The following is a 26,159-nucleotide window of genomic DNA, read 5'->3' on the forward strand; positions in this document are numbered from 1 at the left end:
TGGTCGGCGCGTCAGTCGCGGAGCGCGAGGCGCCGCGCCAGGACCGCGCACACGACGAGCTGCAGCTGGTGGAACACGATGACCGGCACGGCGACCACGCCCGCGACGGCGACGGGGAACAGCACCGCGGCCATCGGCAGGCCCGTCGCGAGCGACTTCTTGGACCCGCACATGAGCAGCGCGACGCGGTCCTCGGTGGACAGGTGTAGCGCGGCACCGCCCCACCACGTGAGCGCGAGCATCACGGCGAGCACGAGCGCGCTCACGACGAGCAGCGCGACGACCGACCACCCGGACACGCTCGACCACACGCCCGCCGACGTCGCCGCCGCGACCGCGCCGAACACGACGACGAGGATCGTGCCGCGGTCCACGCCGAGCGTGAGCCACCGGCGAGCACGGATCCAGTCGCCGACCCACGGCTGCACGAGCTGCCCGACGACGAACGGCAGCAGGAGCTGCAGCAGCACCGTGCGCAGGCCCCCGAGGCCGCCGCTCGGGGCGTCGGCGCCCCCGTCCGCGCCGGTCATGAGCCACAGCACGAGCAGGGGCGTGACCACCATGCCCGCGACGTTGGACACCGTGGCCCCGCAGATCGCGCCCGCCACGTTCCCGCGCGCGACGGACGTGAACGCGACGGACGACTGCACCGTCGACGGGAGCAGGGAGAGGTAGAGCACGCCCGCGGCGAGCGGCGCCCCGACGAGCGGCTCGACCGCCCACGCCGTGACGAGCCCGAGCACGGGGAACACGACGTACGTCGCGGCGAGGATCCCGCCCTGCAGGCGCCAGTTGCGCAGACCCGCCCAGACCTCGCGCGTGGACAGGCGCATGCCGTAGACGAGGAAGAGGACGGTCACCGCGACGTCGGCCACCGCGTCGACCACGCGCTGCGCGCCCGTCCCGACGGGGAGCACCAGCCCGAGCACGAGCACGACGAGCAGCGCGACGACGAACGGGTCGACCCACCGGCTCAGGACTGCGCGCACGGGGACCGAGCCTAGCCCGGCGCGCCGCCCGCGCCGCGCGGGCGACCGGTCCGCGGCCGGGCGAGCCCGGGGCGCCGCTCAGAAGAGGGTGTACCCGCCGTCGACCGTGACGACGGCGCCCGTCATGAAGCTCGATGCGGCGCTGGCGAGGAACACGACGGGCGGGCCGATCTCCTCGGGCTCGGCCCACCGCCGCATCGCGGCCGGGGCGACGCAGTCGTCGTAGTACTCGGGCCGGTCCACGGGCGACGCCTCGGTGCGCACGTATCCCGGCGCGACGGCGTTGACGCGGATGCCGTGCGGGGCCCACTCCGCGGCGAGGCCCTTGGTGAGCTGGTGCACCGCGGCCTTGGACGCCAGGTAGGCGGGCTGCCACCGCGGCCGGTTGACGATCGACGCGGACATCGAGCCGACGTTGACGATCGTGCCGGGCCGGCCCTGCGCGACGAGCGCCCGCGCGACGGCGCGCGAGCAGTACCAGACGCCGTCGAGGTTCGTCGCGAGCGTGCGGTGCCACACGTCGTCGCCGATCTCGAGCGCCGCGCCGCCGATGGACACGCCCGCGTTGTTGACGAGCAGGTCGACCGTGCCGAGGTCCGCCGCCGCGCGCGCGACGACGTCGTCCACCTGGTCACGGTCCGTCACGTCGAGCGCGTAGCCGCGGGCCTCGATGCCGTCCGCCGCCAGCGCCGCCGCGGCCTCCTGGGCGGCGACGGCGGTCGTCGCGGTCAGCGCGACGCGCGCTCCCGCCTCGCCGAGCGCGCGGGCCACGGACTTCCCGATGCCGCGGCTCCCGCCCGTGAGCAGGGCCGTGCGGCCGGCGAGCGAGAACGTGTCGAGGACGGTCACGCGGCACAGTCGACCACGGCCCGCGTCAGAAGTCGAAGAGGTCCTCGAGCCACGACTCCTTCTTCCTGCGCTTCCGGTAGCGGGGGTCGTCCCCGTCGCGCCCGTCGAAGCGTCGGTCCCGGTCGTCGCGGTAGCGGTCGTCGCGGTAGCGGTCGCGGTCGTCGTAGCGCCGGTCGTCGTACCGCGCGTCGGGCCGGGGTGAGCCGTAGGCCGGGGCGGGCGCCGGCGGGTACGACGTGGGGGCGGGCGCCGGCGGCGCGGCGGCCGCGGGCCCGGCGACCTCCGCCGCGATCTCGCTCTCGAGCGAGCGGTCGATGATCTTGTCGAGCTCACCGCGGTCGAGCCAGACGCCGCGGCACGTCGGGCAGTAGTCGATCTCCACGCCCTTGCGCTCGGTCATGACGAGCACGCTCTGGTCGATGGGGCACAGCATGGAGGTCCTCCGCTCGGGTGGGCGTCGTCGTCCGCACGGCTCGTCGCGCGGTGCTGGCAGTCCAACGTGCCGCCGACCGCCGGGGTTCCCGCGCGGCGGCGTCGCCCGTCCTCGTCCGCTCAGTCCTCGTCCGCGCCGAGCTGCTCGCGCAGCTCCTCCGCGAGGTGCCGCTCGTCGTCGAGGGCCGCGAGCGCGTCGGCGAGCAGCGGGAGGGCCTCGGCGCCCGCGAGGAACCGGGCCGCCCCGGCGTCGTCGTGCAGGCGCAGCGCGAGGTCGGCGCGCAGCACGAGCGCGCGGAACCGCAGGGGCTCGGACACGGTGCGGGCGCGGACGCCCTCGGCGTCGAACGCGCGGTCGAGGACGCGCGCGGCCCCGGCGGCGTCGCCGGCGCCCCGCAGGATCCGCGCGTGCTCCACGGCACGCGCCAGGTCGAGGGCGGGATCGACGCGCCGTCGGGGCAGGCTCGGCGCGAGCGTCTCCCGTCCCGACACGTCCACCTCCCGAGCTGCCCCCGCGACCGCGCGTCCACCCTAACCCCGGGCCGCGCGCGCCGCCCGAGATGCCTGGAACGCGCAGAACGCGCACACGACGGGGCGTGCCGCGCAGGTCGCGGGGCGGGGGTGCGGCGGGAACCGGGCGCGGTGCGGGACGACGACGGCCCGCGACCCGCACCGCGCCCGCGCGTCAGCGCTGGACGCGCGCGCCGCCCCCGGAGGCGAGCGCGCGGACCTCGGCGAGCGACGCCGTCGACGTGTCGCCGGGCGTCGTCATCGCCAGCGCGCCGTGCGCGGCACCGTACTCGACCGCCTCCTGGATCGAGCCGAGCTCCATGAGCCCGTACGCGAGCCCGGACGCGAACGAGTCGCCGCCGCCCACGCGGTCGAGGATCTCCAGGCCGGGGCGGTGCGTCGCCTCCGCGAACCCCTGCACGCGCGACCACGCGATCGCGCCCCAGTCGTTGACGGTCGCGGTGCGCACCGCGCGCAGCGTCGTCGCGACGACCTGGAAGTTCGGGTACTCCTCGGCCGCGCGCGTGATCATCGCGCGGAACGCCGCGGTGTCGAGGTCGGTGAGGCTCTCGTCCACGCCCTCCACCTCGAACCCGAGCGACGCGGTGAAGTCCTCCTCGTTGCCGATCATCACGTCGACGTACCGTGCGAGGCGGCGGTTCACCTCCTGGGCGCGCTCGACGCCGCCGATGCCCGTCCACAGCGAGGGCCGGTAGTTGAGGTCGTAGGAGACGACCGTGCCGTGACGGCGCGCGGCGGCCATGGCCGCCTCGGCGACCTCCGCCGTCGACGCCGAGAGCGCGGCGAAGATCCCGCCGGTGTGGAACCAGCGCACGCCACGGCCGAACACGTCGTCCCAGTCGACGTCCTCCGGGCGCAGCTGCGCGATCGCGGTGTTCCCGCGGTCGGAGACGCCGACCGCGCCGCGCACCCCGAACCCGCGCTCGGTGAAGTTCAGGCCGTTGCGCACCGTGCGACCGATGCCGTCGTACGGGCGCCACTGCACCCAGCGCGTGTCGAGCCCGCCGGTGAGCACGAGGTCCTCGACGAGGCGCCCGACCTCGTTGTCGGCGAGCGCGGTGACGATCGCGCCGCGGAGGCCGAACGCGCGGCGCAGGCCCCGCGCCACGTTGTACTCGCCCCCGCCCTCCCACACGTCGAAGCGGCGGGCCGTCCTGATGCGGCGCTCCCCCGGGTCGAGGCGCAGCATGACCTCCCCGAGGGCGACGACGTCGTAGGCGCACTCGGCGGCGGGGCGGACGGCGAGCGGGGCCGGGGCGGACGCGGCGGCGGTGTCGGTCATGGTCAGGCTCCTTCGGCGGGGCGGGGGGCGGTGGCGGCGAGCGCGACGGCCTCGCGCGTGCGGCGGGTGATCTCGGCGGCATCGCCCGCGCGCGCGAGCGACGCCTCGACCATCCACGAGCCGCCTGCGGCCAGCACGGCGGGCAGCGCGAGGTAGTCGAGCAGGTCGGCGGCCCCCACGCCCCCGGTCGGGACGAACCGCAGGCCGGGGAAGGGCGCCGAGAGCGCCTTCACGGCGGCCGGCCCGCCGAGGACGTTCGCCGGGAAGAGCTTCACGGCGTCGAGGCCGAGGTCGAGCGCGGCGATGACGTCCGACGGCGTCGCGACCCCCGGCAGGACCGGCACGCCGAGCTCTTGCGCCCGGCCGACGACGGTGGCCGAGAGCCCGGGCGAGACGAGGAAGCGCGCCCCGGCCTCGACGGCCTCGTCGACCTGGGCCGCGGTCACCACGGTCCCGGCGCCCACGAGCACCTCGGGCACCTCGCGCGCGACCGCCTCGATCGCCGCGCGCGCCCCGGCGGTACGGAACGTGACCTCCGCGACGGGCAGGCCGCCGTCGCGCAGCGCGCTCGCGACGAGCACGCCCTGCGCCGCGTCGTCGACGACGACGACCGGCACGACGCGGGCCCGGGCGATCGCCTCCAGGGGTGCTGGAAATGACATCCTCACTCCGTTTCGCTATGGTGAACGCTCGTTGTTCACTACGGAACACCCTAGGCGAAGGAGCGACGATGGCGGAAGCCGGGACCACGCCGGGCGGTGGCGGGCGCGACGGCGACGCCGCGCCCGCCGGGCACGCGAGCCCGCTCGGGAGCGTGGACAAAGCGCTCGTGGCGCTCGAGGCNGGTGGCGGGCGCGACGGCGACGCCGCGCCCGCCGGGCACGCGAGCCCGCTCGGGAGCGTGGACAAAGCGCTCGTGGCGCTCGAGGCGCTCGCCGCGGCCGGACCCGCCGGCGTCGCGCTCGGCGACCTGGCGCGCTCCCTCGGCCTGCACAAGGCGTCGCTGCACCGCACGCTCGCGGCCCTGCGGTACCGCGGCTGGGCCGAGCAGGACGCCACGACCGGCGACTACCGGCTCGGGCCCGCCGCGACCGCGCTCGCGACCGTCTACCTCGGCGAGGAGAACCTCCCCGCCCTCCTGCACCCCGCGCTCGTCGCGGTGTGCCGGGCGACCGACGAGCTCGTGCACCTCGGCGCGCTCGCCGGGACCGAGATCGTCTACCTCGACAAGGTCGAGCCCGCGCGCGCCGTGCGCGTGTGGTCCGCCGTCGGGCGGCGCCGCCCCGCCGCGACCACCGCGCTCGGCCGCGCGCTGCTCGCCCACCGCCCGCTCGACGACGACGCGCTCGCCTGGTACGCCGCCGCCGCTCCGGACGACCACCCGGTCTCCCCCGCCGCGCTCCGGGAGACGTGCGAGGCGACCCGCGCGATCGGTTTCGCGACGGAGACGGAGGAGAACGAGCCGGGGATCAGCTGCGTCGCCGTCCCGGTCCTGCGGGGCGGTCAGTCCGTCGCGGCCGTGAGCGTCACCGCGCCCGCGGAGCGCCTCGGCGCGCGCCGGCGCCGGGAGGTCGAGGCGGTCCTGCGCGACGTCGTCCCACCCCTGCTGCCCCCCACGCTCACCGTCCCGGACGCGGTGCTCGCCGGTCGCGGCGCCCCGCGGTCCCGCCGGAGCGCAACCGACGCCGCCCTGTGAGAGAGTTCAACCGCAGCACGACGGAATGACGGAAGGGCCCCTCGCGATGACCGTCCTCGTGGCGTACAACGACTCCCCGCAGGGCGAGACCGCGTTCCGGGCGGCCGTCGCCGAGGCGGTCCACCGCGCGACCGACCTCGCGGTCCTCGTCCTCACGCCCCAGGACGCCGACGCGGGCGTGCCCGCGAGCCTCGCGCACCTCCTCGACACGCTCCCCGCCGAGGTCGCCCGACCCGAGATCTCCTACCGCCCGGAGCACGTCGACCCGGCCGAGGCCATCGTCGGCGCGGCCGAGCGCACGACGCCCGACGTCGTCGTCGTGGGCGCTCGCAAGCGCTCGCCCGTGGGCAAGTTCCTGCTCGGGAGCACGACGCAGCGCGTGCTGCTCGACTCCCCCGTCCCGGTGCTCGTGGTCAAGGCGTCCCACTGACGGACGCCCCCGGGCGGCCGCCCGGCGTCCCGGACGGCCGCGACCGCCGGCTCAGCCCTGCGCGACGGCGGCCCGCAGGCCGTCGACGAGCGGCGTCGTCGGGCGGCCGAGCAGACGGCGCAGGTCGCCCGTCGTCTCGGCGAGCAGCCCGTCGCGGATGTCGCCGTCCATCGTGACGACGAACCCGGCCGTGCCCGCGTCGAGCCCCGCCGCGAGCAGCAGCTCGCGCCGCTCGTCGGACGACACGCGCCGGTACGTCACGGGGCGACCCAGGACCTCGGCCGCGGCGGCGGCGAGGTCGTCGAACGTCCACGCGACGTCGCCGCCGAGCTCGTACACCGCGCCGGCGTGCGCGGCGGCGTCCTCGTGCGCCGCGAGGGCGACGACGGCCGCGGCCTCGGCGTAGTCCGCGCGGCTCGCGCTCGCGACGCGGCCGTCGCCCGCGCTCGACACGATCTCGCCGGTCTCGCGGGCCGCGAGCACGTCGCCGACGTAGTTCTCCGTGTACCAGTTGTTGCGCAGCACCGTCGTGGCGAGCCCCGACGCGGCGAGCAGCTCCTCGGTCGCCCTGTGCTCGGGGGCGAGGACGAGGGCCGACGTCGTGGCGCGCGGCGCGCTCGTGTAGACCACGCGCGCGACCCCGGCCGCCCGGGCGGCCTCGACGACGTTGCGATGCTGCTCGACGCGCCGCCCGACCTCGGAGCCCGAGACCAGCACGAGGACGTCGACGCCCGCGAGCGCCGGCGCGAGCGTGTCCGGGCGGGCGTAGTCGGCCTCGCGGACCTCGACGCCGCGGTCGGCGAGGTCGGCGGCCCGCGCGGTGGTGCGCGCGAGGGCGACGACCCGGGAGGGGTCCGCGCCCCGGGCGAGGAGGGACTCGACGACGAGGCGGCCGAGGTGACCGCTGGCTCCGGTGACGGCGACGGACATGCGTGGCTCCTTGTGGTGCGTGACGGCGGCCGGACGGCCGCGACCTCCAGCATGCACTTACTTTTCGACAGTGCCAACCCATAGCCTGTGCTGTGAAGGTCACAGCGCTGGCTGCGCCGCAGCGCCGTATCCTGGGGCGATGACGACCGACGCGCCCCCCGTCGAGGACGGCGGACCCACCGACGCGATGGTGGCCGACGTCTTCCAGCGCGACTGCACCTCGCGGCACGTCCTCGCGGCCGTGACGGGGCGCTGGGGCGTGCTCACCGTCGCCGGGCTGCGCGACGGCGCGGTGCGCTTCAACGCGCTGCGGCGCCGGATCGACGGCGTGAGCGAGAAGATGCTCGCCCAGACGCTCCAGGCGCTCGAGCGCGACGGGATCGTCGTGCGCGAGGTGCGGGCGACGATCCCGCCCCACGTCGAGTACTCCCTCACCGACCTCGGTCGGCGCGTCGCGGACCGCCTCGCGGACCTCATCGACGTCCTGGAGGGCGCGGTGGGCGAGGTCGAGGCGTCCCAGCGCGCGTACGACGCGCGCCGGGACGCCTGAGCTCACGTCTGCGAGCGCACGTACCACCAGACGACCGCCGCCACGACGAGCAGTCCCGCGAGGACGGCGAGCACGATCTTGCCGACGCTGTAGGGACGGCGCCCGATCACCTGGCCCGTGTTCGCGTTGACCATGACCTGCCACTGCGCGCCCGCGTACACGTACGTCGCGATCCACAGCGGCAGGAGCACGAGCTTGAACATCACGTCCGCGTACGTGGTGCGGACCGAGCCGACGCGCTGCTCGTCGCCTCCGATGTCGTGCTCGACGTCGTCGCGGATGACCGTCGCCATCCTCTCCTTGGCCTGCGCGAGGCCCGCGGGCGGCTCGACGTCGTAGCGCGCCGCGGCGAACCCGGCGAGGTACTCGGGGCGGAACGGCACGGCCTGCGCGAGCGGCCACGGCCCGAGCCGGGCGAGGTCGCGCTCGGGCACCTGGGAGGACGCGGGCACGAGCACGTCGTCGAAGTCGCGCGCGACGCGGCCCGCGACCGGCGTCCAGCTCACGCGGCGCTCCTGGCGCTCCTCGTCGCCGTTCTTGACGGTGACCCAGTACGCGTCGCCGCGCTGTCCCGTGTAGGCGGACGAGGTCCGCGCGTCGAACGTCCAGTGCGGCACGTACGACCCGTGGAGCGACTCGGTGTCCCCGACCTTCTTCAGCTCGCGCGGCGCGAACCACCGCGAGCGGACCCAGCGCCGGAACGCCTCGCGCGCCTGGGCCTGCTCGACCGCGAACGGGACGACGGCCTCGGGCTGCACGAGCCCGTCGGTCTCGGCCGCGGCGACGAGGTGCCCGCCGCAGAACCGGCACGCGAGCGACAGGTCGGTGCCCTGCGTCGTGGCGCCGCACCCGTCGCACACGAGCGTCCGGGCGTCGAGGATCCCGGCGCGCACGCCGCCCTGCGCCGCGGCCCACGCGTCGAACGAGTGCTCGTCGACCGCGTCGCCGGGCGCGTGCTCGATCGCGACCGTCCCGCCGCACGCGACGCAGCGCAGGTGCTGCGTGCCCGGCGCGTACGCGAGCTGCGACCCGCACGCGTCGCAGCGCGTGCGGACGAGCGCGTCCTGGGTGTCGCTCACGGCAGGGGCGGCGGGGTCGCGGCGAACAGCGACGCGAGCGCCGGGACCTGCCCCGCCGGCGTCCACGCGGCCATGCCCTCCTGCCACACGAGCGACTCGCGCGTGACCTCGCCGGCGCGGACGCGCGCCCCGAGGTCGGCGACGCTGCCGGGGCCCGCCTGCGTGCCCCCGACGGCCCAGTACCAGGGCGACCCGGCGCCGGGCAGCGGCGGGGGCCCGGCGGGCGGCGCCGCCGGCGCCGCGGCGGGCTGGGCCGGGGCTCCGAGGGACTGCGCGAGCTGCTGGCCCATGGCCGCACCGATGCCCATCCCCGCGCCGAGCCCGAGCCCGTCGCCGGCGCCGCCCGGGTTCGTGGCCGCGGCCTCGATCGCGTTCGCCGCCTGGAACTTCGTGTACTGGTCGAGGTTCCCGACGACGGCCATCTGCGTGCGCTTGTCGAGCGCCGCCTCGACCTCGGGCGGGAACGAGACGTTCTCCAGGACGAAGCGCGGGACGGTCACGCCGTACTCGGACAGGTCCTCCGAGAGCTGGCCGGCCAGGCGCGTGGCGATCTCGCGCTGGTTCGCGGCGAGGTCGATCGCGGCGACCTCCGTCTCGGCGAGAGCCGGACCGAGCTGGCCGACGACGAGCCGGCGGAAGTAGTCGCCGATCTCGTCCGTGCGGAACTGCGGGTCGGTGCCCACGAGCTGGCGCAGGAGCGCCGACGGGTCGACGACCTGGAGCGCGTAGGTGCCGAACGCGCGGACGCGGACGGCGCCGAGCTCGGGGTCGCGCAGGATCACGGGGTTCTGGGTGCCCCACGTGAGGTCGGTGAACTGGCGCGTCGCGACGAAGTACACCTCCGCCTTGAACGGCGAGCTGAACCCGTACTTCCAGCCCTGGATCGTCGACAGGATCGGCAGGTTCTTCGTCTCGAGCGTGTACGTGCCCGGGCCGAACACGTCGGCGAGGCGGCCCTCGCTGACGAACACCGCCGTCTGGCCCTCGCGCACGACGAGCTTCGCCTGGTTCTTGATCTCGTTCCCCTGACGCGGGAAGCGCCAGACGATCGTGTCCCGGCTCTCGTCGAGGAACTCGATGATGTCGATCAGCTGGCCGCGCAGCTTCTCCATGAAGCTCATCCGGACTCCTTCGCTCGTCGTGCGGGCGGGACCCGGGCCGGCGTCAGGACCGGCGGGGCCCGTCCCGGCGCGCCGAGCATAGCGGCACCCCGGCCCGCCGATGAAGTCCCCAAGAGATGGTCAAGAGGCCAGGTCGCCGCGTGGTCGCGGACGACGACCCGCGCCGCCCCACGGACGCGCCCGGGCCGGGCGCCCACGGCTGCGACGGCGAGCGGCGCCCTATCCTGGCCGGATGCCCGTGCCGACCGACCCGCCACCGCGCACCGTCGCCGTGCTGCTCGCCGCCGGCGCCGGGACCCGGCTCGGGCGCGGCCCCAAGGCGCTGCTCCCCCACCGCGGCGGCACGCTCGTCGACCACGCGACCGCGACGCTGCTCGCGGGCGGGTGCGACGCGGTCGTCGTGGTCCTCGGCGCCGAGGCCGCGCGGGTGCGCGTCGGGGCGGCGCTCGACGACGCGCGCGTCCGCGTCGTCGACAACCCCGCCTGGGAGTCCGGCATGGCGTCGTCGCTGCGCGTCGGCGTCGCGGCGGCGCTCGACCTCTCCCCCTCGCGCGTCGTCGTGGCGCACGTGGACCAGCCCGGCGTCGGTCCCGACGACGTCGCGCGCCTCCTCGCGGCCCACCGCCCCGGCCGCGTGACCGCGTCGCGATGGACGGCCGCCGTCGTGCCGGACGCCACGGCGGGCCCGCGGCCGCGCTGGGCGCACCCGCTCGTCCTCGACGCCGCGCGCGCCGCGCCCGCGGCCGCGAGCGCCCACGGCGACCACGGCGCGCGCGACTTCCTGCGCACCCATGCCGACCTCGTCGACGTCGTCGACCACCCGGGCGACGGCCGCGACCTCGACGCCGAGACCGACCTCGACCTCCTCGACTGACGGACGCGACGACCGCACCGACGCCCACGACGGCCGGAGGAGACCCTCCCCGAGTTCCGACCCCAGGGCGGTCAGCGAGCCGCAGCCTCCTTGATCCCCAGGTACACCCGGTCGCGCGCGAGCGGGAGCTCGGTGAACCGCACGCCCGTCGCGGCGCGGATCGCGTTGGCGAGCGCGGGTGCGACGGGGTTGAACGGGCTCTCGCTCATGGACTTGGCCCCCATCGGCCCGACCGTGTCCGACGTCCGCGCGAAGTAGACCTCGCTGCGCGGGGTGTCCGCGAAGGTCGGCAGGTGGTACTGGCGGAAGATGTCGGTCGTCACGCGGCCGGTCCCGTCGACGACCACGTTCTCGTACAGCGCCGCGCCGAGCGCCTGCGCGATGCCGCCCTCGACCTGGCCGCGGCACTGGCGCGGGTTGACGACCTCGCCCGCGTCGGCGGCCTGGACGGACTGCAGGACGCGGATCTCGCCGGTGCCGCGGTGGACGGCGACGCGGAAGCCGTGCACGTTGAACGCGACGGAGCGCGGGGTGCCGCCCCAGCGGCCCTCGGCGACGAGGTCGACGCCACTGCCGTGGGCGGCGCGCGCGACGTCGGCGAGCGGCAGGACGGTGCCTGCGCAGTCGACGCCGCCGGGCACGAGGCGGCAGTGCTCGGGCGCGGTCCCGGTGACGCCCGCGGCGGCCTTGAGCACGGCCTCGGCGAGGTCCTGCGCGGCGGCGAGGGACGCCTTGCCCGCGACGACGGTGCCGGTGGAGCCGAACGCGCCGGTGTCGTGCTCGACGAGGTCGGTGTCGGACTGCCGCACGACGACGGCGGCCGGCTCCTGCCCGAGCGCGGTCGCGACGAGCTGGGCGTGCACGGTCGTGGTGCCGTTGCCGAACTCGGCGGTCCCGACCTCGGCCTCGACGACGCCGTCGGCCCGCAGGCGCACGCGTGCGTGGGAGTAGTGCCCGCGCGGCGGGACGGTGTCGATCATGGACAGCGCGGTGCCCTCGCCGACGCCCCACTCGGGGCCCAGGTCGGGCAGGCCGTCGGGGCGTGCGCCGTACGCGGCGACGTCGCGGGCGCGCCCGCGCTCGAGCGCGCCGGCGGCGAGGTCGAGGCACTGGTCGAGCCCGTAGCTGCCGTAGAGCACGTCCTCCTCGGGCGTGGGGTGCGTCGAGAGCATGGGGTCGCCGTCGAGCACGACGTTGCGGCGGCGCAGCTCGACGGGGTCCATGCCGAGCTGGCGCGCGAGCTCGTCGACGGCGGACTCGACGGCGAAGATCATCTGCGACAGCCCGTAGCCGCGGAACGCGCCCGCGGGCACGGTGTTCGTGTAGACGCAGTGGGCGTCGACCTTCTTGTTCTCGCACCGGTACACGGCGAGCGACTCGCCGCAGCCGTGGAACATGACGCCGGGGCCGTGGTTGCCGTACGCGCCGGTGTTCGTCAGGACGTCGAGGTGCAGGGCCGTGAGCGTGCCGTCGCGGCGTGCGCCCGCCCGCACCCGGATGCGGAACGGGTGGCGCGTCGTCGTGCCGGTGAACTGCTCGCTGCGCGTGAGCTCGAGCTGGACGGGCCGGCCGAGCCGCAGCGCGGCGAGCGCGGCGACGTCCTCGGTGAGGACCTCCTGCTTGCCGCCGAACCCGCCGCCGACGCGCTCGCACAGGACGCGCACGCGGTCCGGGTCGAGGTCGAGGACGCGCGCGAGGTGGCGTCGCGCGAGGAACGGCACCTGGGTGGAGGACCGCACGACGAGGCGACCCTCGTCGTCGATCGAGGCGATGGCGCCGTGCGTCTCGAGCGCGGCGTGCTGTACGCGGTGGGTGCGGTAGGTGGCCTCGTGCACGACGTCGGCCTCGGCGAGCCCGCGCTCGACGTCGCCGAGCTCGCTGTGCACCTCGGCGACGACGTTCGCCTCGGGCCGCGACACGCGCGCGTCGGTGGCGTCGAGCTCGGGGTGGACGAGCGGCGCGCCCGGCTTCATCGCGTCTTCGGGGTCGACGACGGCGGGCAGCACCTCGTACTCGACGCGCACGCGGCGCACGCCCTCCTCGGCGGCCGCGACGGTGTCGGCGACGACGGCGGCGACCCGCTGCCCGACGTGCCGCACGACGTCGTCGAGGATCCGCGTGTCGTCGGGGTCGTCCGTGAAGAGCTCGTGCTGCGCGGTCGAGAACCGGGTCGCGGGCGCGTCCTCGTGCGTGAGGACGGCGTGGACGCCGGGCACCGCGAGCGCGTCCGCGGTGTCGATCGCGACGACGCGCGCGTGGGCGTGCGGGGACCGCACGAGCTTGAGGTGCAGCAGGCCCGGGTGGTCGGCCGGGTCCACGTCGAGCGTGTACCGCACCGTCCCGGTGACGACCCCGCGCCCCGCGGGGGCCGGGGCGTCCTGCCCGAACGCGCGTTCCTCGCCCGACGACGGTCGCTCGCCCGTGCCGGGCGCGGTGCCGGTGGTGTCGCCGCGGCCGAGGACCGCGTCCTCGATCGCGCGGTACCCGGTGCAGCGGCACAGGTTGCCCTTGAGGTTGCGCGGCAGGTTCTCGCGCTGCGCGTCGTCGAACGTCGCGGCGGTCATGATCATCCCGGCGGTGCAGAACCCGCACTGGAAGCCCTGCGCGTCGAGGAACTGCTGCTGCACGGGGTGCAGCGCGTCGCCCGGGCCGTGCGGGTCGTGGTCGCACGCGCCCGCGCCCGGCCCGTCGCCGGGGCACGCGGTGGCGGCGAGGCCCTGGATCGTCGTGACCGCGTGGCCGGCGGCGCGCCGCGCCGGGTACACGCACGAGTGCACGGGGACGCCGTCGACGTGCACGGTGCAGGCGCCGCAGTCGCCCGCGTCGCAGCCCTTCTTCACGCCGAGCGCGCCCTGCTCGCGCAGGTAGGTCCGCAGGCACTGGCCCGGGCGGGGCTCGCCTTGGGCGGCGCGGCCGTCGATCGTCACGGGCGGGGTGGGGCGGGGGTCGGGCGCGGTCATCGGGTGCCTCCGTCCGGGGTGGTGGCGTCGACGGGCCCGGTGAGGAGCTCGGAGCGGATCTCCTCGCCGAGGCGGTAGGTCATGTCGCGGCGCCACGCGGGCAGCCCGTGGATGTCGTCGTGGTAGAGGTCGGCGGGGATCGCGGCGTCGAGCGCGGCCGCGAGGTCGTCGGCGGTGGGGAGCGCGTCCGCGGCGAACCGCAGCTGCACGGGCCGGCGGGTCGACGCGGTGACGGTGAGGACGAGCCCTCCTCCGGCGTCGCCCGGGTCGACCCTGCCGATCAGCAGCACGCCGGAGCGCCCGAGGTTCGACAGCGACAGGCGCCGGAACGCGGTGCGCGCGCGCAGCGCGTGGTCGGGCACGTGGATCGCGCGCAGGAGCTCGCCCGGGGCGAGCGTGTTGCGCATCTCGCCCGTGACGAGCTCGGCGACGGGCTGGGTGCGGCGCGACCCGCCCGGCCCCCAGACCTCGGCGACGCCGTCGAGCGCCGCGGTGAGCGAGGTCATCGGGCCCGCGGGCAGCGAGGTGCAGACGTTGCCGCCCACGGTCGACGTGTTCCAGATCTTGAACGACGCGACGAAGCTGTCGCAGCACGGGCGCACGAGGTCGAGCGCGGTCCACCGCTCGCGCACGGGCGCGGCCTGCGCGGTGTCCTCGAACGCGTACAGCTCGGCGACGGTGCACGTCGCGGCGATCTCGAGCCCGTCGGCGGTGACGGTGAGGGCGGGCCAGCCCGCGCTCGTCAGGTCGAGCAGGCGGCGCAGCGTCTGGCTGCCGTAGGAGAACAGGACGGTGCCGCCCGCGAGCCACGCGTCGCCCTCGCGCCAGTCGGCGGGGTCGGCGGTCGGGACGAGGTCGGTGACGGTGCTCAGGTCCATCAGGGGGCCTCCTCGGGGTTGGGGGCGGACGGCGCGGCGCCGTGGATCGGTCCGTCGGTGCGGCTCAGCGGCGCGACGTCCGCCCGCCCGTGCCGCACGGCGACCACCTCGGCGGCGACGGAGACGGCGACCTCCTCGGGCGTGACGGCGCCGAGGTCGAGGCCGATGGGCGAGCGCAGGCGCGCGAGCCCCGCGTCGGTGACGCCCTCGGCGCGCAGCGCCTCGACGCGCTGACGGTGCGACCGGCGCGAGCCCATCGCGCCGACGTACGCGAGCGGCAGGTCGAGCGCGAGGCGCAGGAGCGGCACGTCGAACTTGGCGTCGTGCGTGAGCACCGCGACGGCGGAGCGCTCGTCGAGGCGTCCCGCGGCCGCCTCGGCCGCGAGGTACCGGTCGGGCCACTCCACGACGACGTCCGCCTCGGGGAAGCGCCGGGCGTCGGCGAACACCTCGCGCGCGTCGACGAGGGTGACGCGGTAGCCGAGGAGCCGCACGTGCCGCACGAGCGCGCCCGCGAAGTCGTTGGCGCCGCAGACGAGGAAGCGTGGTGCGGGCAGCCGGGTCTCGACGAGGAGCGTCACGGGCTCGCTCTCGTCGCACGCGTCGTCGGTCGTCCCCGGGCGCGGCGCGCCGTGCGCGGCGTGGACGGTCGCGGTGCCGCCCGCGTGCAGGAGGGCGACGACCTGCGCGGCCGCGGCGCCGGTCGCGGCCTCGCCGACGACGTCGTGCAGCGCGGCGGCGACGGTCGCCTCGTCGGCACGGGCCGGGTTGTCGACGACCACGGCCGTGCGGGCCGGGCCGTCGATCCGGCGCACGAGCGCCACGGGGGCCGCGCCGAGCGAGCCCGGGTCCGCCGTCGACGCGGCGAGCGTCGCGAGGGCGCGGGCCGCGTCGTCGCCGGGGAGGACCGGCTGGACGTGCACGTCGAGCGTGCCGCCGCAGCTCAGGCCGACGGCGAACGCGTCGGCGTCGCTGTAGCCGAAGGTCTCGCGGCGGCTCTGCCCGGTCGCGATCGCGTCGAGCGCCGCGTCGTGCACCGCGCCCTCGACGCACCCGCCGGACAGGCTGCCCAGCACGGCGCCGTCGGCGCGCACGGCCATCGCGGTCCCGACCGGCCGCGGCACGGAGCCCGACGCCGCGACCACGGTCGCGACGGCGAACGGGGGCTGCCCCGGGCCGAGCCACGGGACGAGCCGGTCGACGATGTGGAGCATCGTGGGCCTCGCTTCCGCCAGGGTGCCGGCGTGCCGGCGTCCTCTCCAGTGAACCCTTGCGGTGAGTCCCCTGCGTGCCCGGTCGCGCGTCGTCGGCGACGCGCCCGGGGCGCAGGGCTTGAATCCGCCCTTGGATCGCTCTCCCTGCCAGGAGAGATGTTCCGCTGAATGGAAGAACACTTCCATCCGACGGACTCCACGCTAGCACGCGCGGTGGCCGCGGTCACGGCCGCAGCCCACGGTGCGTCTACGATCGGGCCATGACCGCGGTCTCGCTCGGGATGCCCAGGCTGCGTCGGGGCGCGCCCGCCGACGCGACGTCGGCCCTCGCCCCGGAGCGCCCCGCGACGGACGCGCTCGTCGACCGCTACGGCCGCGTGGCCCGCGACCTGCGCATCTCGATCACGGAGAAGTGCTCGCTGCGCTGCACGTACTGCATGCCCGCCGAGGGCCTGCCCGCGATCCCGCGCGAGGACCTCCTCACGCCCGCGGAGATCGGCCGGGTCGTGCGCGTCGCGGTCGGACGGCTCGGCATCACCGACGTCCGGTTCACGGGCGGCGAGCCCCTCATGCGCCGCGACCTCGCCGACATCCTGCGCGCCGCGCGCGCGGCCGCGCCCGACGTGTCGCTCTCCCTGACCACGAACGCGATCGGCCTCGACAAGCGCGTCCACGAGCTCGTCGACGCCGGGCTCGACCGCGTCAACATCTCGCTCGACTCCGTGGACCGGGCGCACTTCGCGCGGCTCACGCGCCGCGACCGGCTGCCCGACGTGCTCGCCGGGATCCGCGCCGCGCTCGCCGCGGGCCTCGCCCCCGTCAAGCTCAACGCGGTGCTCATGCCGGAGACGCTCGCGGGCGCGGCCGACCTGCTGGCGTGGGCCGTCGACCACGGCTGCCACCTGCGCTTCATCGAGCAGATGCCGCTCGACGCCGACGGCCGCTGGACGCGCGACGACCTCGTCTCCGCGACGGACCTGCTCGACGTGCTCGGCCGCCGCTTCGACCTGCTCGAGGTCGGCCGCGACGACCCGTCCGCCCCCGCCGAGGAGTGGCTCGTCGACGGCGGCCCGCAGACCGTCGGCATCATCGCGTCCGTGACGCGCTCGTTCTGCGGCGCGTGCGACCGCACCCGGCTCACCGCCGAGGGCACCGTCCGCTCGTGCCTGTTCGGCGACGACGAGACCGACCTGCGCGCGATCCTGCGCGCGACGGACCTCGACGAGGACGCGCGCGACGACGCCCTCGCCCGCGCGTGGCAGGGCGCCATGTGGCGCAAGCCCCTCGCGCACGGCAGCGACGCCCCGACGCTCGCCGCCGACGCGTTCGCCGCCACGTCTCGCAGCATGGGCGCGATCGGCGGCTGACGGGTGGCGCAGATCATAGGGTGAAGCCGCTCACCTCGGCGCATCGCCCCAGGTCAGATCGGGCACGGCTTCCTACCATGGATGTCGTGACGACGATCTCCCCCGCCCCCACGAACCGCCCCTCCTCCTCCACCGACCACGCCACCGCGACCACCCTGGACAACAGCGGCTCGGCGCTGCCGATCTACCGGACCGACGAGCGGTCCGACTCCTGGAAGGCCGGCACGCGGAGCGTCCTGGGCGCGGCGATCGGCGCGGTCGTCGGGACCGTCGTGCTGAGCTGGTTCGGCCTCGTGCTCGGCACGGCCGTCGGCCTGTGCGTCGGGATGCTGCTGGACAACCGTCCCGCCACGCGCTGACGGCGCGCGACGCCGGACGACCCGGAGGTCAGAGACCGACCCACTCCGAGACGCCGTCGTCGAAGTGCTGCCGCTTCCAGATGGGCACCTCGGCCTTGATGCGCTCGACGAGCAGCGAGCAGGCCTCGAACGCCTCGCGCCGGTGGCCCGCGGCCGCCGCCGCGACGAGCGCGACGTCGCCGATCTCCAGGTTCCCGTACCGGTGGACGGCGGCCACGCGCAGGCCCGTCTCCGCGGCGACGCCCGCGACGCACCGCCGGATCACCGCGGTCGCGTCCGGGTGCGCCTCGTAGTCGAGCCGGGTCACGCCGCGGCCGCCGTCGACGTCGCGCACGACCCCGCGGAACGTGACGACCGCGCCGCACTCCGGGCTCGCCACGGCGTCCTCGACCGCGCGCGACACCGCGTCGTCGAGCACGTCGGTCGTCACGCGGCTCACGTCCTGCGTCTCGGTCACAGCTCCCGCACCTCCACCTCGGTCCCGGCGGCCCACTCTGTCACGTCCGCGGGGACGTCCACGAGCACGTCCGCACGCGCCATCGACGCGACGAGGTGCGACCCCGCTCCCCCGACGACGCGGACCGTGCCGTCGGGCCTGCTCGCCCCCCGCAGGAGCTGACGCCTCCCCGCGGGCGACACGACGGCGTCGGCGAGGACGGCGGTGCGCACGCGGTCCACGGCGGGCAGCCCCGCGGCGCGCTCCAGCGGCTCGCGGAGGAACATCGCGAACGAGACCTGCGCGCTCACGGGGTTGCCGGGGAACGTGAGGACCGGGGTCCCGTGCACGGTGCCGAAGCCCTGGGGCCCGCCCGGCTGCATCGCGACGGAGCGGAACGTCACGCCGGCACCCGCCCCGCCGAGCACGTCCTTGACCACCTCGTACGCGCCCTGGGACACGCCGCCCGACGTGAGCACGAGGTCCGCGGCGCCGGCCGCCTCGGCGAGCACCGCGGCGAACCGGGCGGGGTCGTCGCCGCAGCGCGCGGTGAGCACGACGTCGCCGCCCGCGCGCCGCACGGCCGTGCCGAGCGCGTCCGCGTTGGCGTCGAACACCTGCCCCGGCCCCGGCACGTCCCCGGGCCCGACGAGCTCGGAGCCCGTCGACAGGACGGCGACGCGCGGGCGCGCGACGACGGGCACGCCGCCCACCCCGCACGCCGCGGCGGCGGCGAGGTGGTGGGGCGCGAGCACGGTCCCGTCGGGCAGGAGCACGTCGCCGGCCCGGACGTCGGAGCCCGCGTCGCGCACGAAGTCGCCCGGCGCCCGGGGCACGTGCACCGCGACCTCGTCCGCGGCGGGCGTCGCGGCGAACGACCCGGCGGCCGTGTCCTCGACGGGGACGACGGCGTCGGCGCCCTCGGGGACGGGGGCGCCGGTCATGATGCGCGCCGCGGTGCCCGGCGCGAGCCGGGGCGGGACGCCCGGGGCCGCGGGGATCTCGGCGGCCACGGCGAGCCGGGCCGGCGCCTCTGGGCTCGCACCCGCCACGTCGGCGGCCCGGACCGCGTACCCGTCCATCTGGGAGTTGCGGAACAGCGGGACGGGCACGGGGGCCACGAGGTCCCCGGCGAGGACCCGGCCGAGCGCCTCGGCGAGCACGACGACGTCGGTGCGCTCCCGCCGTCGGGCCGCCTCCACGAGCGGCGCGAGCAGCGCCGCGACGTCCGCGCGGTGCTCGTCGACGCTCACACGTGCTCTCGCGGCCATGCCTCGTCCTCCCGTCCGCGCGTCGTGCACCGCCCGCGCCGACGGGCCACCCGGAGGAGCGGGTGGCCCGTCGGCCGAGCGGTCGTGCCGAGGCTCAGCCTCCCACGACCGCGGTCAGGGGACCGCGCACGAAGTACACGACGAACCCGGCCGCGACCACCCACAGGAGCGGGTGGACGTCGCGCGCGCGCCCGCACGCGGTCCGCAGCAGGACCCACGTGACGAACCCGATCCCGATGCCGTTCGCGATCGAGTACGTGAGCGGCATCGTCACGACCGTGAGGAACACGGGCAGCGCGACGGTGAAGTCGCCGAGGTCGATCTCCTTGATCTCGCGCATCATCATCGCGCCCACGACGACGAGGACCGCGCTCGCGACCTCGATCGGGACGACGGCCGTGAGCGGCGTGAGGAACATCGCGACGAGGAACAGGCCGCCCGTGACGACGGACGCGAGACCGGTCCGCGCGCCCTCGCCCACGCCGGCCGCGGAGTCGACGAACACCGTGTTCGACGACGACGACGTCGCGCCGCCGACGACCGCGCCGACGCCCTCGACCACGAGCGCCGACTTGATGCGCGGGAAGTTCCCGTCCGCGTCGGCGAGCCCGCCCTGCTTCGCGAGGCCCGTCATCGTGCCCATCGCGTCGAAGAAGTTCGTGAAGAACAGCGTGAACACGAGCATCGTCGCCGCGAGCGCCCCGATCCGGTCGAACGCGCCGAACGAGAACTGCCCGAGCAGGCCGAGGTCGGGCACGGAGACGAGCGAGCTCGGCAGCGTCGGCACGGTGAGGTGCCAGCCGCCGGGGTTCTGCTCGGACGCCGGACCGAGGTGGAGCACGGACTCCGCGACGATCGCCACGACGGTCGTCGCGACGAGGCCGACGAGCAGCCCGCCCTTGACCTTGCGCGCCACGAGGATCCCCATGGTGAGCAGGCCGACGACGAACACAAGCGTCGGGACGGAGGTGATCGACCCGCCGTCGCCGAGCTGGACCGGGGGCCCGCCCGGGGTGCGCGTGACGAACCCGGCGTCGACGAAGCCGATGAACGCGATGAACAGGCCGATGCCGACCGTGATGGCCGCCTTGAGCTGGCGCGGGACGGCGTTGAAGATCGCCGACCGTGCGCCCGTCACCGCGAGCAGCACGATGAGCAGGCCGTTGACGAGCACGAGGCCCATCGCCTCGGGCCACGTCACGTCGCCGATGACGGCGACGGCGAGGAACGAGTTGATGCCCAGCCCGGCCGCGAGCGCGAACGGGAGGTTCGCGACGAGGCCGAAGAGGATCGTCAGGCCGCCGGCGGCGAGGCCGGTCATCGCGCCGACCTGCGCGGTCTGGAGCCACCCGCCCGCGACGTCCACGGGCGCGTTCTCGGCGCTCGTCCCGCCGAGGATGAGGGGGTTGAGGATGACGATGTACGCCATCGCGAAGAAGGTCACCAGGCCGCCGCGGAGCTCGCGCCCCGTGGTCGAGCCGCGCTCGGTGATCCGGAAGAAGCGGTCGAGCGGGCCCGTCGCCGGCCCGGTGCCGCGTGCGTCGTTCTCGGCGGTCTCCCGCCGCGTGCCGAGGAGAGTCACGTCCTTGTGCCCTTTCGTGCGGGATCGTGTGCCGACCGGCCGTGGCCGGTCAGTACTCGATCCGGGACTCGAGGACGCGCCAGGCGTCGAACGGCGCGGTGGCGGTGGCGGTGCGCTCGTGCACGACCTGCATGCTCCGGTCGGCCGGGTCCGCGGCGAAGAAGTCGTAGAACTCGGCGTCGTCGAAGCCGGCGCGCGCGGCGTCGTACCGGTCGGCGGCGTAGTAGACGGTCTGCACGCGCGCCCAGAGGGCCGACGCGAGGCACATGGGGCACGGCTCGCAGCTCGAGTACAGCGTCGCGCCGGTGAGGTCGAACGTGCCGAGGGCCGCGCACGCGCGGCGGATGGCCGTGACCTCGGCGTGGGCGGTCGGGTCGTTGTCCTGGGTGACCCGGTTGTTGCCCTCGAAGACCTGCCCGTCGGCGGTGACGATCACGGCGCCGAACGGGCCTCCGGCGTTCGCGACGCTGTCGACCGCGAGGGCGACGGCTCGGTCCAGGTGTGCTGCGTCCACGACAAGAGTGTCCATGGTGAGTCTCCACGGTTCGGGCAGCGACGCCGGGTGCTCCGTCTCCGGCTTCCGGCTCGTCGGTGAGCGAGGAGGAGACGGCCGGCGGGCCGCTGCAGGCGAGTTGTTCACTTCCGCCTGGTAGGTAGCTGCCGGTGTCGGATCGATCGCGTCGACCACCGAGCGTCCGCTCGGCCCGGGCCCGCCGTTGGCACTCTCGACGCTAGCAGCGCGTGATCCACGGCACAAGAGTTTCGAAAGAACTTTTCCACCATGTGGACTACACGCGCCGGGCGAGCGCTTGATGCCCGTTGCGGAAGCATCGCGCGCCCGGAACAGTTGACAGAAGTCGTCACCGCGCAGGCCCGACGTCCCCGGTGGCGTCGTGCCCGTCCCGTCCCCGTCCCCACGGAGGCCTTCGTTGAGCGAGCCCGCTCCGCCGTCGTCGTTCCCGATCGTCCGCGTGCCCACGCGGCCGGGACCGCCGCTGCGCTTCCAGCTCCGGCCCGTCGCGCCCTCGCTGCGCTCGTTCCTCGCGACCGAGGCCGGGGGCGCGGTGCTGCTGCTCGCCGCGACCGTCGTCGCGCTCGTCTGGGCGAACTCCGCGTGGTCCGGGGCCTACGAGGACCTGTGGGCGACGACCGCGGGCTGGCACGTCGGGCCGTGGACGTTCGAGATGAACCTGCACGAGTGGGTCAACGACGCCGCGATGGCCGTCTTCTTCCTCGTCATCGGGCTCGAGATCAACCGCGAGGTGACCACCGGCGAGCTGCGCAACCGCCGCACCGTGGCCGTCCCCGCGCTCGGCGCGCTCGGCGGGCTCGCCGTGCCCGCGCTCATCTACCTCGCCTTCAACGCGGGGTCGCCCGCGCAGCACGGGTGGGGCATCGTCATGTCGACCGACACGGCGTTCCTCGTGGGGATCCTCGCGCTCTTCGGCCCGCGCTGCCCCGACCAGCTCCGGCTGTTCCTCCTCACCCTCGCCGTCGTGGACGACATCGGCGCGATCACCGTCATGGCCCTCTTCTACACCGACGACCTCTGGCTGCCCGGCCTGCTCGTGGCGGGCGTGCTCGTCGCCGCGCTGCTCGTCCTGCGGTGGCTCGGCGTGTGGCGCCTGACGCCGTACGTGCTCGTCGGGATCGCCCTGTGGGGCGCCGTGTTCGCCTCCGGCGTCCACGCCACGCTCGCCGGCGTGCTCGTGGGCCTGCTCGTCCCGTCGCGCGCCGCCCGACCCGTCGACGTCGCCGTCGTGCCGAAGTACGCCAAGCGTCTCGCCCAGGAGACGACGGCGGAGCGCGAGCACCTCACCGAGCTCGCCGCGCGCGCCGCCGTCCCCACGAGCGAGCGCCTCCAGCGCGTCCTGCACCCGTGGAGCGCGTACGTCGTCGTCCCCGTGTTCGGGCTCGCCAACGCGGGCGTGCGCCTCGACGCCGAGACGCTACGGACCGCCGCGACGTCGCCCGTGACGATCGGGGTCGCCGTCGCGCTCGTCGCGGGCAACGCGATCGGCATCTTCGGCGCCGCGACGCTCGCCCTGCGCCTCGGTCTCGGCGACCTGCCCGGGCGCGTGCGCTACTCCCACCTCCTCGGCGGCGCGATCCTCGCCGGCATCGGCTTCACGATCTCGCTCTTCATCGCCGAGCTCGCGTTCGACGACGAGCACCTCATCGAGCAGGCGAAGATCGGCATCCTCGCCGGGTCGCTCGTCGCGGCGGTCCTGGGCTCGATCGCGCTGCGCGCCTTCGGCGAGCGCTGGCCGTTGTGCTCCCCCGGCTCCGGCGGTCCCCCGCCCGAGCTGCCGCCGCTCCCCTGGCGCCCGCCCGCGACCGCCTGACGTCGGCGCCGGGCTCCGGTCCGCCGGGCGGCGAGAGGCCGGGCCGCGGGCCGGTCCCCGCGGCTACCGCGGGTCGGCCGCCTCGATCGCGGCGCGCAGGCCCTCCGGGGTGACGCGACCGACGTAGCGTAGGCCGTTGACGAACAGCGTCGGCGTCCCCTCGACGCCCGCGGCGAGCGCGTCGGCGTAGTCCCGCTGGACGGGGGCGGCGTACTGCTGCGCGGCGTCGCCCACGACGGAGGCGCCGTCGAGGCCGAGCTCCTCGGCGCGCTCCGCGAGACCGGCCTCGCCGAGGTGGTCCTGGTGCTCGAACAGCGCGGCCTGCATCTCCCAGAACCGGCCCTGCGCGGCGGCGGCCTCGACCGCGAGCGCCGCCGACAGCGCGTGGGGGTGGATCTCGAACAGGGGGAAGTGCCGGAACACGAGGCGCACGCGCCCGCCGGACTCCTCGACCGTCCGCCGCAGCACGGGCGCGGCGGCGGCGCAGTACGGGCACTCGAGGTCGCCGAACTCGACGACGGTCACGGGCGCGTCCGGGTTGCCGAGGACGTGCGCGTCGGCGGGGACGAGCTGCTCGGCCGGGATCGGGGCTGCGGTCTGCTCGGTCACGCCGTCCAGCATGGCACGCGCGGGCGGCCCGTGAGCGGCGGAGGGTCCCCGCGCGGCCCGGGGCGGTCACGCGAGGACGAGCGGGCGCGACTCGTCGGTCCCGCCGGGGACCGGCTCGACGAGGCCCTCGATCGCGGGACCGGCGTCCCGGCGCCACCACGCGACGTTGCGTGCGTGGCGCGCGTACGCGGTCGACGGGTCGGCGGTGAGGGTCGCGGCCGTCTGCGCGAGGTAGACGGCGTCCACGGTGCCGGGCGGCGTCGGCACGCCCGCGAGCACGCGCCGGTCGCCGCGGAACCGCGGGCGCCGGTGCAGCCGCTTGACGAGGTTGAGACCGCCGAAGAGCGGCCCGGGCCGGAACCGGCACACGAACGCGTCCTCGTGGTGGAGCTGGGCGAGGAGGCGGTCCTCGTCGAACGCGAGGCCGCGCGCGATCGCCTCGCCCACCATCCACAGCAGCGCCGTGTCCGAGAGCGCGCGGGCGCGCGCGCCGCCCCCGACGTCGCTGTGCCCGCCGGGGAACCACACCTGCTTGACGCGTGCCGCCATGGCGACAGGCACGTCCCACAGGCACGGCTCGAACGTGATGCGGCGGTCGTCGATGGCGAGCGCCTGGCGCGCGCACTCCACGTCGGTCGAGAGCCGCACGTCGTGGAACGTGCTGCGGCGGCGCGAGAGCCCGGGGACGCCGAGCGCGCCGACCGTGTCGAACACCCCGAGGAACGCGACGGGCACGTGCTCGTGGCAGTGCGCGGCGCGGAAGGCCGCGGCCTGCGCGGCGCGCTCCTGCGCGTCGCGGAGCCGGTAGATCCGCTCGGCGTCGCACAGCCGGTCGCGCGCGAGCGCGTCCTGCGTGAGCAGCCCGACCGTCGCGACCATCCCCACGACGCTGCGCGCGGTGTACGCGCCGCGGCTGAACCCGAAGACGTAGATCTCGTCGCCCGGCTCGTAGTTGAGCGCGAGGTGGCGATACCCGGCCACGACGTTGCGCGTCAGCCCGTACCCGAACGCGCCGCCGAGGAGCCGGTCGACGAGGTAGCCCTGGGCCCCGACCCCCTCGACGGAGAACACCATCTGCTGCACGCCGTCCGGCCCGATCCCGGTGCGGGCCGAGCGCGCGATCTTCTCGATGTTGGACACGCTCGCGTTGACGGGCGAGTTCCACGTCCCGTCGCAGCACAGCACCAGCCGCTTCATGACCCCTCCCCCGGTCCTCCCGGCGCCGTCGCCGGGCCCACCATGTGGGGAGGGCCCGGGCGCCGCACGTGATGCACGACGGCGGCCCGGGACGCCGGGCTCGCGGGCCGCCGATCACCGACGGGGCCGCCCGCCGGCCGCGGACGAGCGGTCCTCGCGCAGGGTTCGTGGGCGAGCCGTGAGCGTGTGTCCGCGCACCCGACGGACGGTTCGGCCGGGGCGCGCGCGTGGCGTAGGTTCTGGCGGTGTGACCGCCACGAGCACCCCACCCGCCACCGACCCGTCGGGCCCGCTGCCCGTCGTCCGGGACCGACGGCACGCGCGCGAGCCGCGCCGCCGCCGCGGCGTCTGGGTCGCGGTCGTCGTGACGCTCGCGCTGCTCCTGGGCGGCGGGGGCGGCGGTCTCGCGTGGGCCCGCGACACCGCGTACGACGACCTCGCGGCGCAGGTCGCGACCGCGCAGGAGCTGTGGACGTCGTCGGAGGGGCGGGTCGCAGACCCCGCGGTCCGCGAGGTCCTGGCCGCCGACGTCGCGGGCGCCCGCTCCCTCCTCGACGCGCCGTTCCTCACCCGGATGACCACCGGGACGACGGGCACGCAGGACGCGCTGCGCGCGGCGTCTCAGGCCGTGCACGACTCGATGCTCGCGCACGCGCGCGACGAGGTCGCCGCCGCGCGGGCGGGCCTCGTCCCCGTCCAGGAGCTGGGCGAGAAGATCTACGCCGCGACCGACGGGCTCGGCGCCGACGAGGCCGTGCGCGCGCGGCTGCGCACCGCGCTCGACGAGGCCGCGACGGCGTCGGGCGCCGCCGAGGCGGGGCTCGCGGGCGACGACCTCGCCGCGCTGGAGCGGGCCGTGGGCGAGCTCGAGGCCAGCCTGTCGACCGTGTCCGTCTCGACGGAGGAGCTGACGGTCGCGCAGGACGCCGTCTCGTGCCCCGCGCCCGACCAGGAGTGGAACCCGGACGGCGGCCGCGTGCCCGACTCCGAGCTCGCCGCGATCCCGTGGTCCCCGGACGACCGCGTGCGGGCCGACGTGCTCGACGGGCTCGTCGCGCTCGACGCCGCGTACGTCGAGCGGTTCGGCGTGCACCTGACGATCAACTCGGCCTACCGCACGTACGAGGAGCAGGCCGGGCTCTACGACCCCTCGTCGCCGATCGCCGCGCCGCCCGGTT

General features: G+C 75.9%; 25 protein-coding genes and 1 pseudogene. 8 read left to right on the top strand and 18 right to left on the bottom strand.

The genetic code is table 11. From position 1 onward, the window contains the following. Positions 1–11: 11 nt before the first annotated feature. The 6 genes from GJV82_RS14120 to eda form a co-directional block, all read right to left on the bottom strand. On the bottom strand, positions 12–989 hold the full coding sequence (locus GJV82_RS14120; protein ID WP_318657671.1) for a bile acid:sodium symporter family protein: 978 nt from the start codon (positions 987–989) through the stop codon (positions 12–14). Positions 990–1,067: 78 nt separating this feature from the next. Continuing rightward, positions 1,068–1,838 (bottom strand): SDR family NAD(P)-dependent oxidoreductase, encoded by a 771-nt coding sequence (locus GJV82_RS14125; RefSeq protein WP_318657672.1) that lies wholly within the window; start codon positions 1,836–1,838, stop codon positions 1,068–1,070. Between the two features lie 25 nt (positions 1,839–1,863). Further along, positions 1,864–2,271 carry a TFIIB-type zinc ribbon-containing protein gene (locus GJV82_RS14130; protein WP_115942208.1) on the bottom strand — a complete coding sequence of 136 codons (408 nt, stop codon included), beginning with the start codon at positions 2,269–2,271 and terminating at the stop codon, positions 1,864–1,866. A 119-nt stretch (positions 2,272–2,390) separates the two neighbouring features. After that, positions 2,391–2,762, bottom strand: coding sequence for a hypothetical protein (locus GJV82_RS14135; RefSeq protein ID WP_155099666.1), 372 nt, complete (start codon positions 2,760–2,762; stop codon positions 2,391–2,393). Positions 2,763–2,955: 193 nt separating this feature from the next. Next, positions 2,956–4,083, bottom strand: a complete 1,128-nt coding sequence (locus GJV82_RS14140) for a sugar kinase (protein ID WP_155099667.1) — start codon at positions 4,081–4,083, stop codon at positions 2,956–2,958. Positions 4,084–4,085: 2 nt separating this feature from the next. Next, positions 4,086–4,745 carry a bifunctional 4-hydroxy-2-oxoglutarate aldolase/2-dehydro-3-deoxy-phosphogluconate aldolase gene (eda, locus tag GJV82_RS14145; protein WP_155099668.1) on the bottom strand — a complete coding sequence of 220 codons (660 nt, stop codon included), beginning with the start codon at positions 4,743–4,745 and terminating at the stop codon, positions 4,086–4,088. A gap of 68 nt (positions 4,746–4,813) precedes the next feature. On the opposite strand from eda, the gene GJV82_RS14150 reads away from it, so the two are divergent. After that, positions 4,814–5,779 carry an IclR family transcriptional regulator gene (locus GJV82_RS14150; protein WP_155099669.1) on the top strand — a complete coding sequence of 322 codons (966 nt, stop codon included), beginning with the start codon at positions 4,814–4,816 and terminating at the stop codon, positions 5,777–5,779. 25 nt (positions 5,780–5,804) lie between these two features. After that, positions 5,805–6,209, top strand: coding sequence for a universal stress protein (locus tag GJV82_RS14155; protein ID WP_225873366.1), 405 nt, complete (start codon positions 5,805–5,807; stop codon positions 6,207–6,209). 51 nt (positions 6,210–6,260) lie between these two features. Here the strand turns inward: GJV82_RS14155 and GJV82_RS14160 are convergent, their stop codons facing one another. Further along, positions 6,261–7,139: an NAD(P)H-binding protein gene (locus tag GJV82_RS14160; RefSeq protein WP_155099670.1), complete on the bottom strand. Its 879-nt coding sequence runs from the start codon at positions 7,137–7,139 to the stop codon at positions 6,261–6,263. A 139-nt stretch (positions 7,140–7,278) separates the two neighbouring features. Here GJV82_RS14160 and GJV82_RS14165 point away from each other — a divergent pair, with 139 nt between their 5' ends. After that, positions 7,279–7,689 carry a winged helix-turn-helix transcriptional regulator gene (locus GJV82_RS14165; protein ID WP_024841045.1) on the top strand — a complete coding sequence of 137 codons (411 nt, stop codon included), beginning with the start codon at positions 7,279–7,281 and terminating at the stop codon, positions 7,687–7,689. A 2-nt stretch (positions 7,690–7,691) separates the two neighbouring features. On the opposite strand, the gene GJV82_RS14170 is transcribed toward GJV82_RS14165, so the two are convergent. Beyond that, positions 7,692–8,768, bottom strand: a complete 1,077-nt coding sequence (locus GJV82_RS14170) for a hypothetical protein (protein ID WP_196217256.1) — start codon at positions 8,766–8,768, stop codon at positions 7,692–7,694. Next, complete coding sequence (locus GJV82_RS14175) at positions 8,765–9,889, bottom strand: SPFH domain-containing protein (RefSeq protein ID WP_155099671.1); 1,125 nt, start codon at positions 9,887–9,889, stop codon at positions 8,765–8,767. The genes GJV82_RS14170 and GJV82_RS14175 overlap by 4 nt, the downstream gene beginning before the upstream one ends. 232 nt (positions 9,890–10,121) lie before the next feature. On the opposite strand from GJV82_RS14175, the gene GJV82_RS14180 reads away from it, so the two are divergent. Continuing rightward, the gene (locus GJV82_RS14180; protein ID WP_155099672.1) at positions 10,122–10,763 is read left to right on the top strand and encodes a nucleotidyltransferase family protein; all 642 of its coding nucleotides are present in this window, start codon (positions 10,122–10,124) and stop codon (positions 10,761–10,763) included. Positions 10,764–10,834: 71 nt separating this feature from the next. On the opposite strand, the gene GJV82_RS14185 is transcribed toward GJV82_RS14180, so the two are convergent. From GJV82_RS14185 to GJV82_RS14195, 3 genes are read right to left on the bottom strand one after another with little or no spacing between them, the layout of a single operon-like run. Further along, complete coding sequence (locus tag GJV82_RS14185; protein ID WP_155099673.1) at positions 10,835–13,723, bottom strand: molybdopterin-dependent oxidoreductase; 2,889 nt, start codon at positions 13,721–13,723, stop codon at positions 10,835–10,837. After that, positions 13,720–14,601 (bottom strand): FAD binding domain-containing protein, encoded by an 882-nt coding sequence (locus GJV82_RS14190; protein WP_024841041.1) that lies wholly within the window; start codon positions 14,599–14,601, stop codon positions 13,720–13,722. Before GJV82_RS14190 ends, GJV82_RS14185 begins: the two co-directional genes overlap by 4 nt. Further along, positions 14,601–15,815, bottom strand: coding sequence for an XdhC family protein (locus GJV82_RS14195; protein WP_155099674.1), 1,215 nt, complete (start codon positions 15,813–15,815; stop codon positions 14,601–14,603). The genes GJV82_RS14190 and GJV82_RS14195 overlap by 1 nt, the downstream gene beginning before the upstream one ends. A gap of 260 nt (positions 15,816–16,075) precedes the next feature. On the opposite strand from GJV82_RS14195, the gene moaA reads away from it, so the two are divergent. Together moaA and GJV82_RS14205 are read left to right on the top strand one after the other, a co-directional pair. Next, positions 16,076–17,182 carry a GTP 3',8-cyclase MoaA gene (gene moaA, locus GJV82_RS14200; protein ID WP_024841039.1) on the top strand — a complete coding sequence of 369 codons (1,107 nt, stop codon included), beginning with the start codon at positions 16,076–16,078 and terminating at the stop codon, positions 17,180–17,182. An 86-nt stretch (positions 17,183–17,268) separates the two neighbouring features. Continuing rightward, positions 17,269–17,541 carry a DUF456 domain-containing protein gene (locus tag GJV82_RS14205; RefSeq protein ID WP_024841038.1) on the top strand — a complete coding sequence of 91 codons (273 nt, stop codon included), beginning with the start codon at positions 17,269–17,271 and terminating at the stop codon, positions 17,539–17,541. Between the two features lie 28 nt (positions 17,542–17,569). On the opposite strand, the gene GJV82_RS14210 is transcribed toward GJV82_RS14205, so the two are convergent. The 4 genes from GJV82_RS14210 to GJV82_RS14225 all read right to left on the bottom strand — a co-directional run bounded on the left by GJV82_RS14210 (position 17,570) and on the right by GJV82_RS14225 (position 21,359). Further along, entirely contained in the window at positions 17,570–17,998 is a 429-nt protein-coding gene (locus tag GJV82_RS14210; RefSeq protein ID WP_115942200.1) for a molybdenum cofactor biosynthesis protein MoaE, read from the bottom strand. Next, the gene (locus tag GJV82_RS14215) at positions 17,995–19,248 is read right to left on the bottom strand and encodes a molybdopterin molybdotransferase MoeA (protein WP_115942199.1); all 1,254 of its coding nucleotides are present in this window, start codon (positions 19,246–19,248) and stop codon (positions 17,995–17,997) included. The genes GJV82_RS14210 and GJV82_RS14215 overlap by 4 nt, the downstream gene beginning before the upstream one ends. Positions 19,249–19,342: 94 nt before the next feature. Next, complete coding sequence (locus tag GJV82_RS14220) at positions 19,343–20,830, bottom strand: NCS2 family permease (RefSeq protein ID WP_115942198.1); 1,488 nt, start codon at positions 20,828–20,830, stop codon at positions 19,343–19,345. Positions 20,831–20,879: 49 nt separating this feature from the next. Next, on the bottom strand, positions 20,880–21,359 hold the full coding sequence (locus GJV82_RS14225; protein ID WP_024841034.1) for a nucleoside deaminase: 480 nt from the start codon (positions 21,357–21,359) through the stop codon (positions 20,880–20,882). A 400-nt stretch (positions 21,360–21,759) separates the two neighbouring features. Between GJV82_RS14225 and nhaA the strand changes: the two genes are divergently transcribed. Further along, complete coding sequence (gene nhaA, locus GJV82_RS14230; protein ID WP_024841033.1) at positions 21,760–23,175, top strand: Na+/H+ antiporter NhaA; 1,416 nt, start codon at positions 21,760–21,762, stop codon at positions 23,173–23,175. 63 nt (positions 23,176–23,238) lie between these two features. Here the strand turns inward: nhaA and GJV82_RS14235 are convergent, their stop codons facing one another. Beyond that, positions 23,239–23,784 (bottom strand): DsbA family protein, encoded by a 546-nt coding sequence (locus tag GJV82_RS14235; RefSeq protein ID WP_312028570.1) that lies wholly within the window; start codon positions 23,782–23,784, stop codon positions 23,239–23,241. A 66-nt stretch (positions 23,785–23,850) separates the two neighbouring features. Beyond that, positions 23,851–24,981 (bottom strand): DUF2235 domain-containing protein, encoded by a 1,131-nt coding sequence (locus GJV82_RS14240; RefSeq protein ID WP_155099675.1) that lies wholly within the window; start codon positions 24,979–24,981, stop codon positions 23,851–23,853. A 247-nt stretch (positions 24,982–25,228) separates the two neighbouring features. Between GJV82_RS14240 and GJV82_RS14245 the strand changes: the two are divergent. Beyond that, positions 25,229–26,159, top strand: a pseudogene (locus GJV82_RS14245) (hypothetical protein); the annotation flags it as partial.

Source organism: Cellulosimicrobium composti, assembly GCF_009711085.1.
GTDB lineage: Bacteria > Actinomycetota > Actinomycetes > Actinomycetales > Cellulomonadaceae > Cellulosimicrobium > Cellulosimicrobium composti.

Coding starts and splice junctions, on each gene's coding strand:
- GJV82_RS14140 (WP_155099667.1), bottom strand. CDS start 4,083: ATGACCGACACCGCCGCCGCGTCCGCCCCGGCCCCGCTCGCCGTCCGC.
- GJV82_RS14240 (WP_155099675.1), bottom strand. CDS start 24,981: ATGAAGCGGCTGGTGCTGTGCTGCGACGGGACGTGGAACTCGCCCGTC.
- GJV82_RS14175 (WP_155099671.1), bottom strand. CDS start 9,889: ATGAGCTTCATGGAGAAGCTGCGCGGCCAGCTGATCGACATCATCGAG.
- GJV82_RS14190 (WP_024841041.1), bottom strand. CDS start 14,601: ATGGACCTGAGCACCGTCACCGACCTCGTCCCGACCGCCGACCCCGCC.
- eda (WP_155099668.1), bottom strand. CDS start 4,745: ATGTCATTTCCAGCACCCCTGGAGGCGATCGCCCGGGCCCGCGTCGTG.
- GJV82_RS14160 (WP_155099670.1), bottom strand. CDS start 7,139: ATGTCCGTCGCCGTCACCGGAGCCAGCGGTCACCTCGGCCGCCTCGTC.
- GJV82_RS14195 (WP_155099674.1), bottom strand. CDS start 15,815: ATGCTCCACATCGTCGACCGGCTCGTCCCGTGGCTCGGCCCGGGGCAG.
- GJV82_RS14215 (WP_115942199.1), bottom strand. CDS start 19,248: ATGGCCGCGAGAGCACGTGTGAGCGTCGACGAGCACCGCGCGGACGTC.
- GJV82_RS14225 (WP_024841034.1), bottom strand. CDS start 21,359: ATGGACACTCTTGTCGTGGACGCAGCACACCTGGACCGAGCCGTCGCC.
- GJV82_RS14185 (WP_155099673.1), bottom strand. CDS start 13,723: ATGACCGCGCCCGACCCCCGCCCCACCCCGCCCGTGACGATCGACGGC.
- GJV82_RS14165 (WP_024841045.1), top strand. CDS start 7,279: ATGACGACCGACGCGCCCCCCGTCGAGGACGGCGGACCCACCGACGCG.
- moaA (WP_024841039.1), top strand. CDS start 16,076: ATGACCGCGGTCTCGCTCGGGATGCCCAGGCTGCGTCGGGGCGCGCCC.
- GJV82_RS14155 (WP_225873366.1), top strand. CDS start 5,805: ATGACGGAAGGGCCCCTCGCGATGACCGTCCTCGTGGCGTACAACGAC.
- GJV82_RS14180 (WP_155099672.1), top strand. CDS start 10,122: ATGCCCGTGCCGACCGACCCGCCACCGCGCACCGTCGCCGTGCTGCTC.
- GJV82_RS14130 (WP_115942208.1), bottom strand. CDS start 2,271: ATGCTGTGCCCCATCGACCAGAGCGTGCTCGTCATGACCGAGCGCAAG.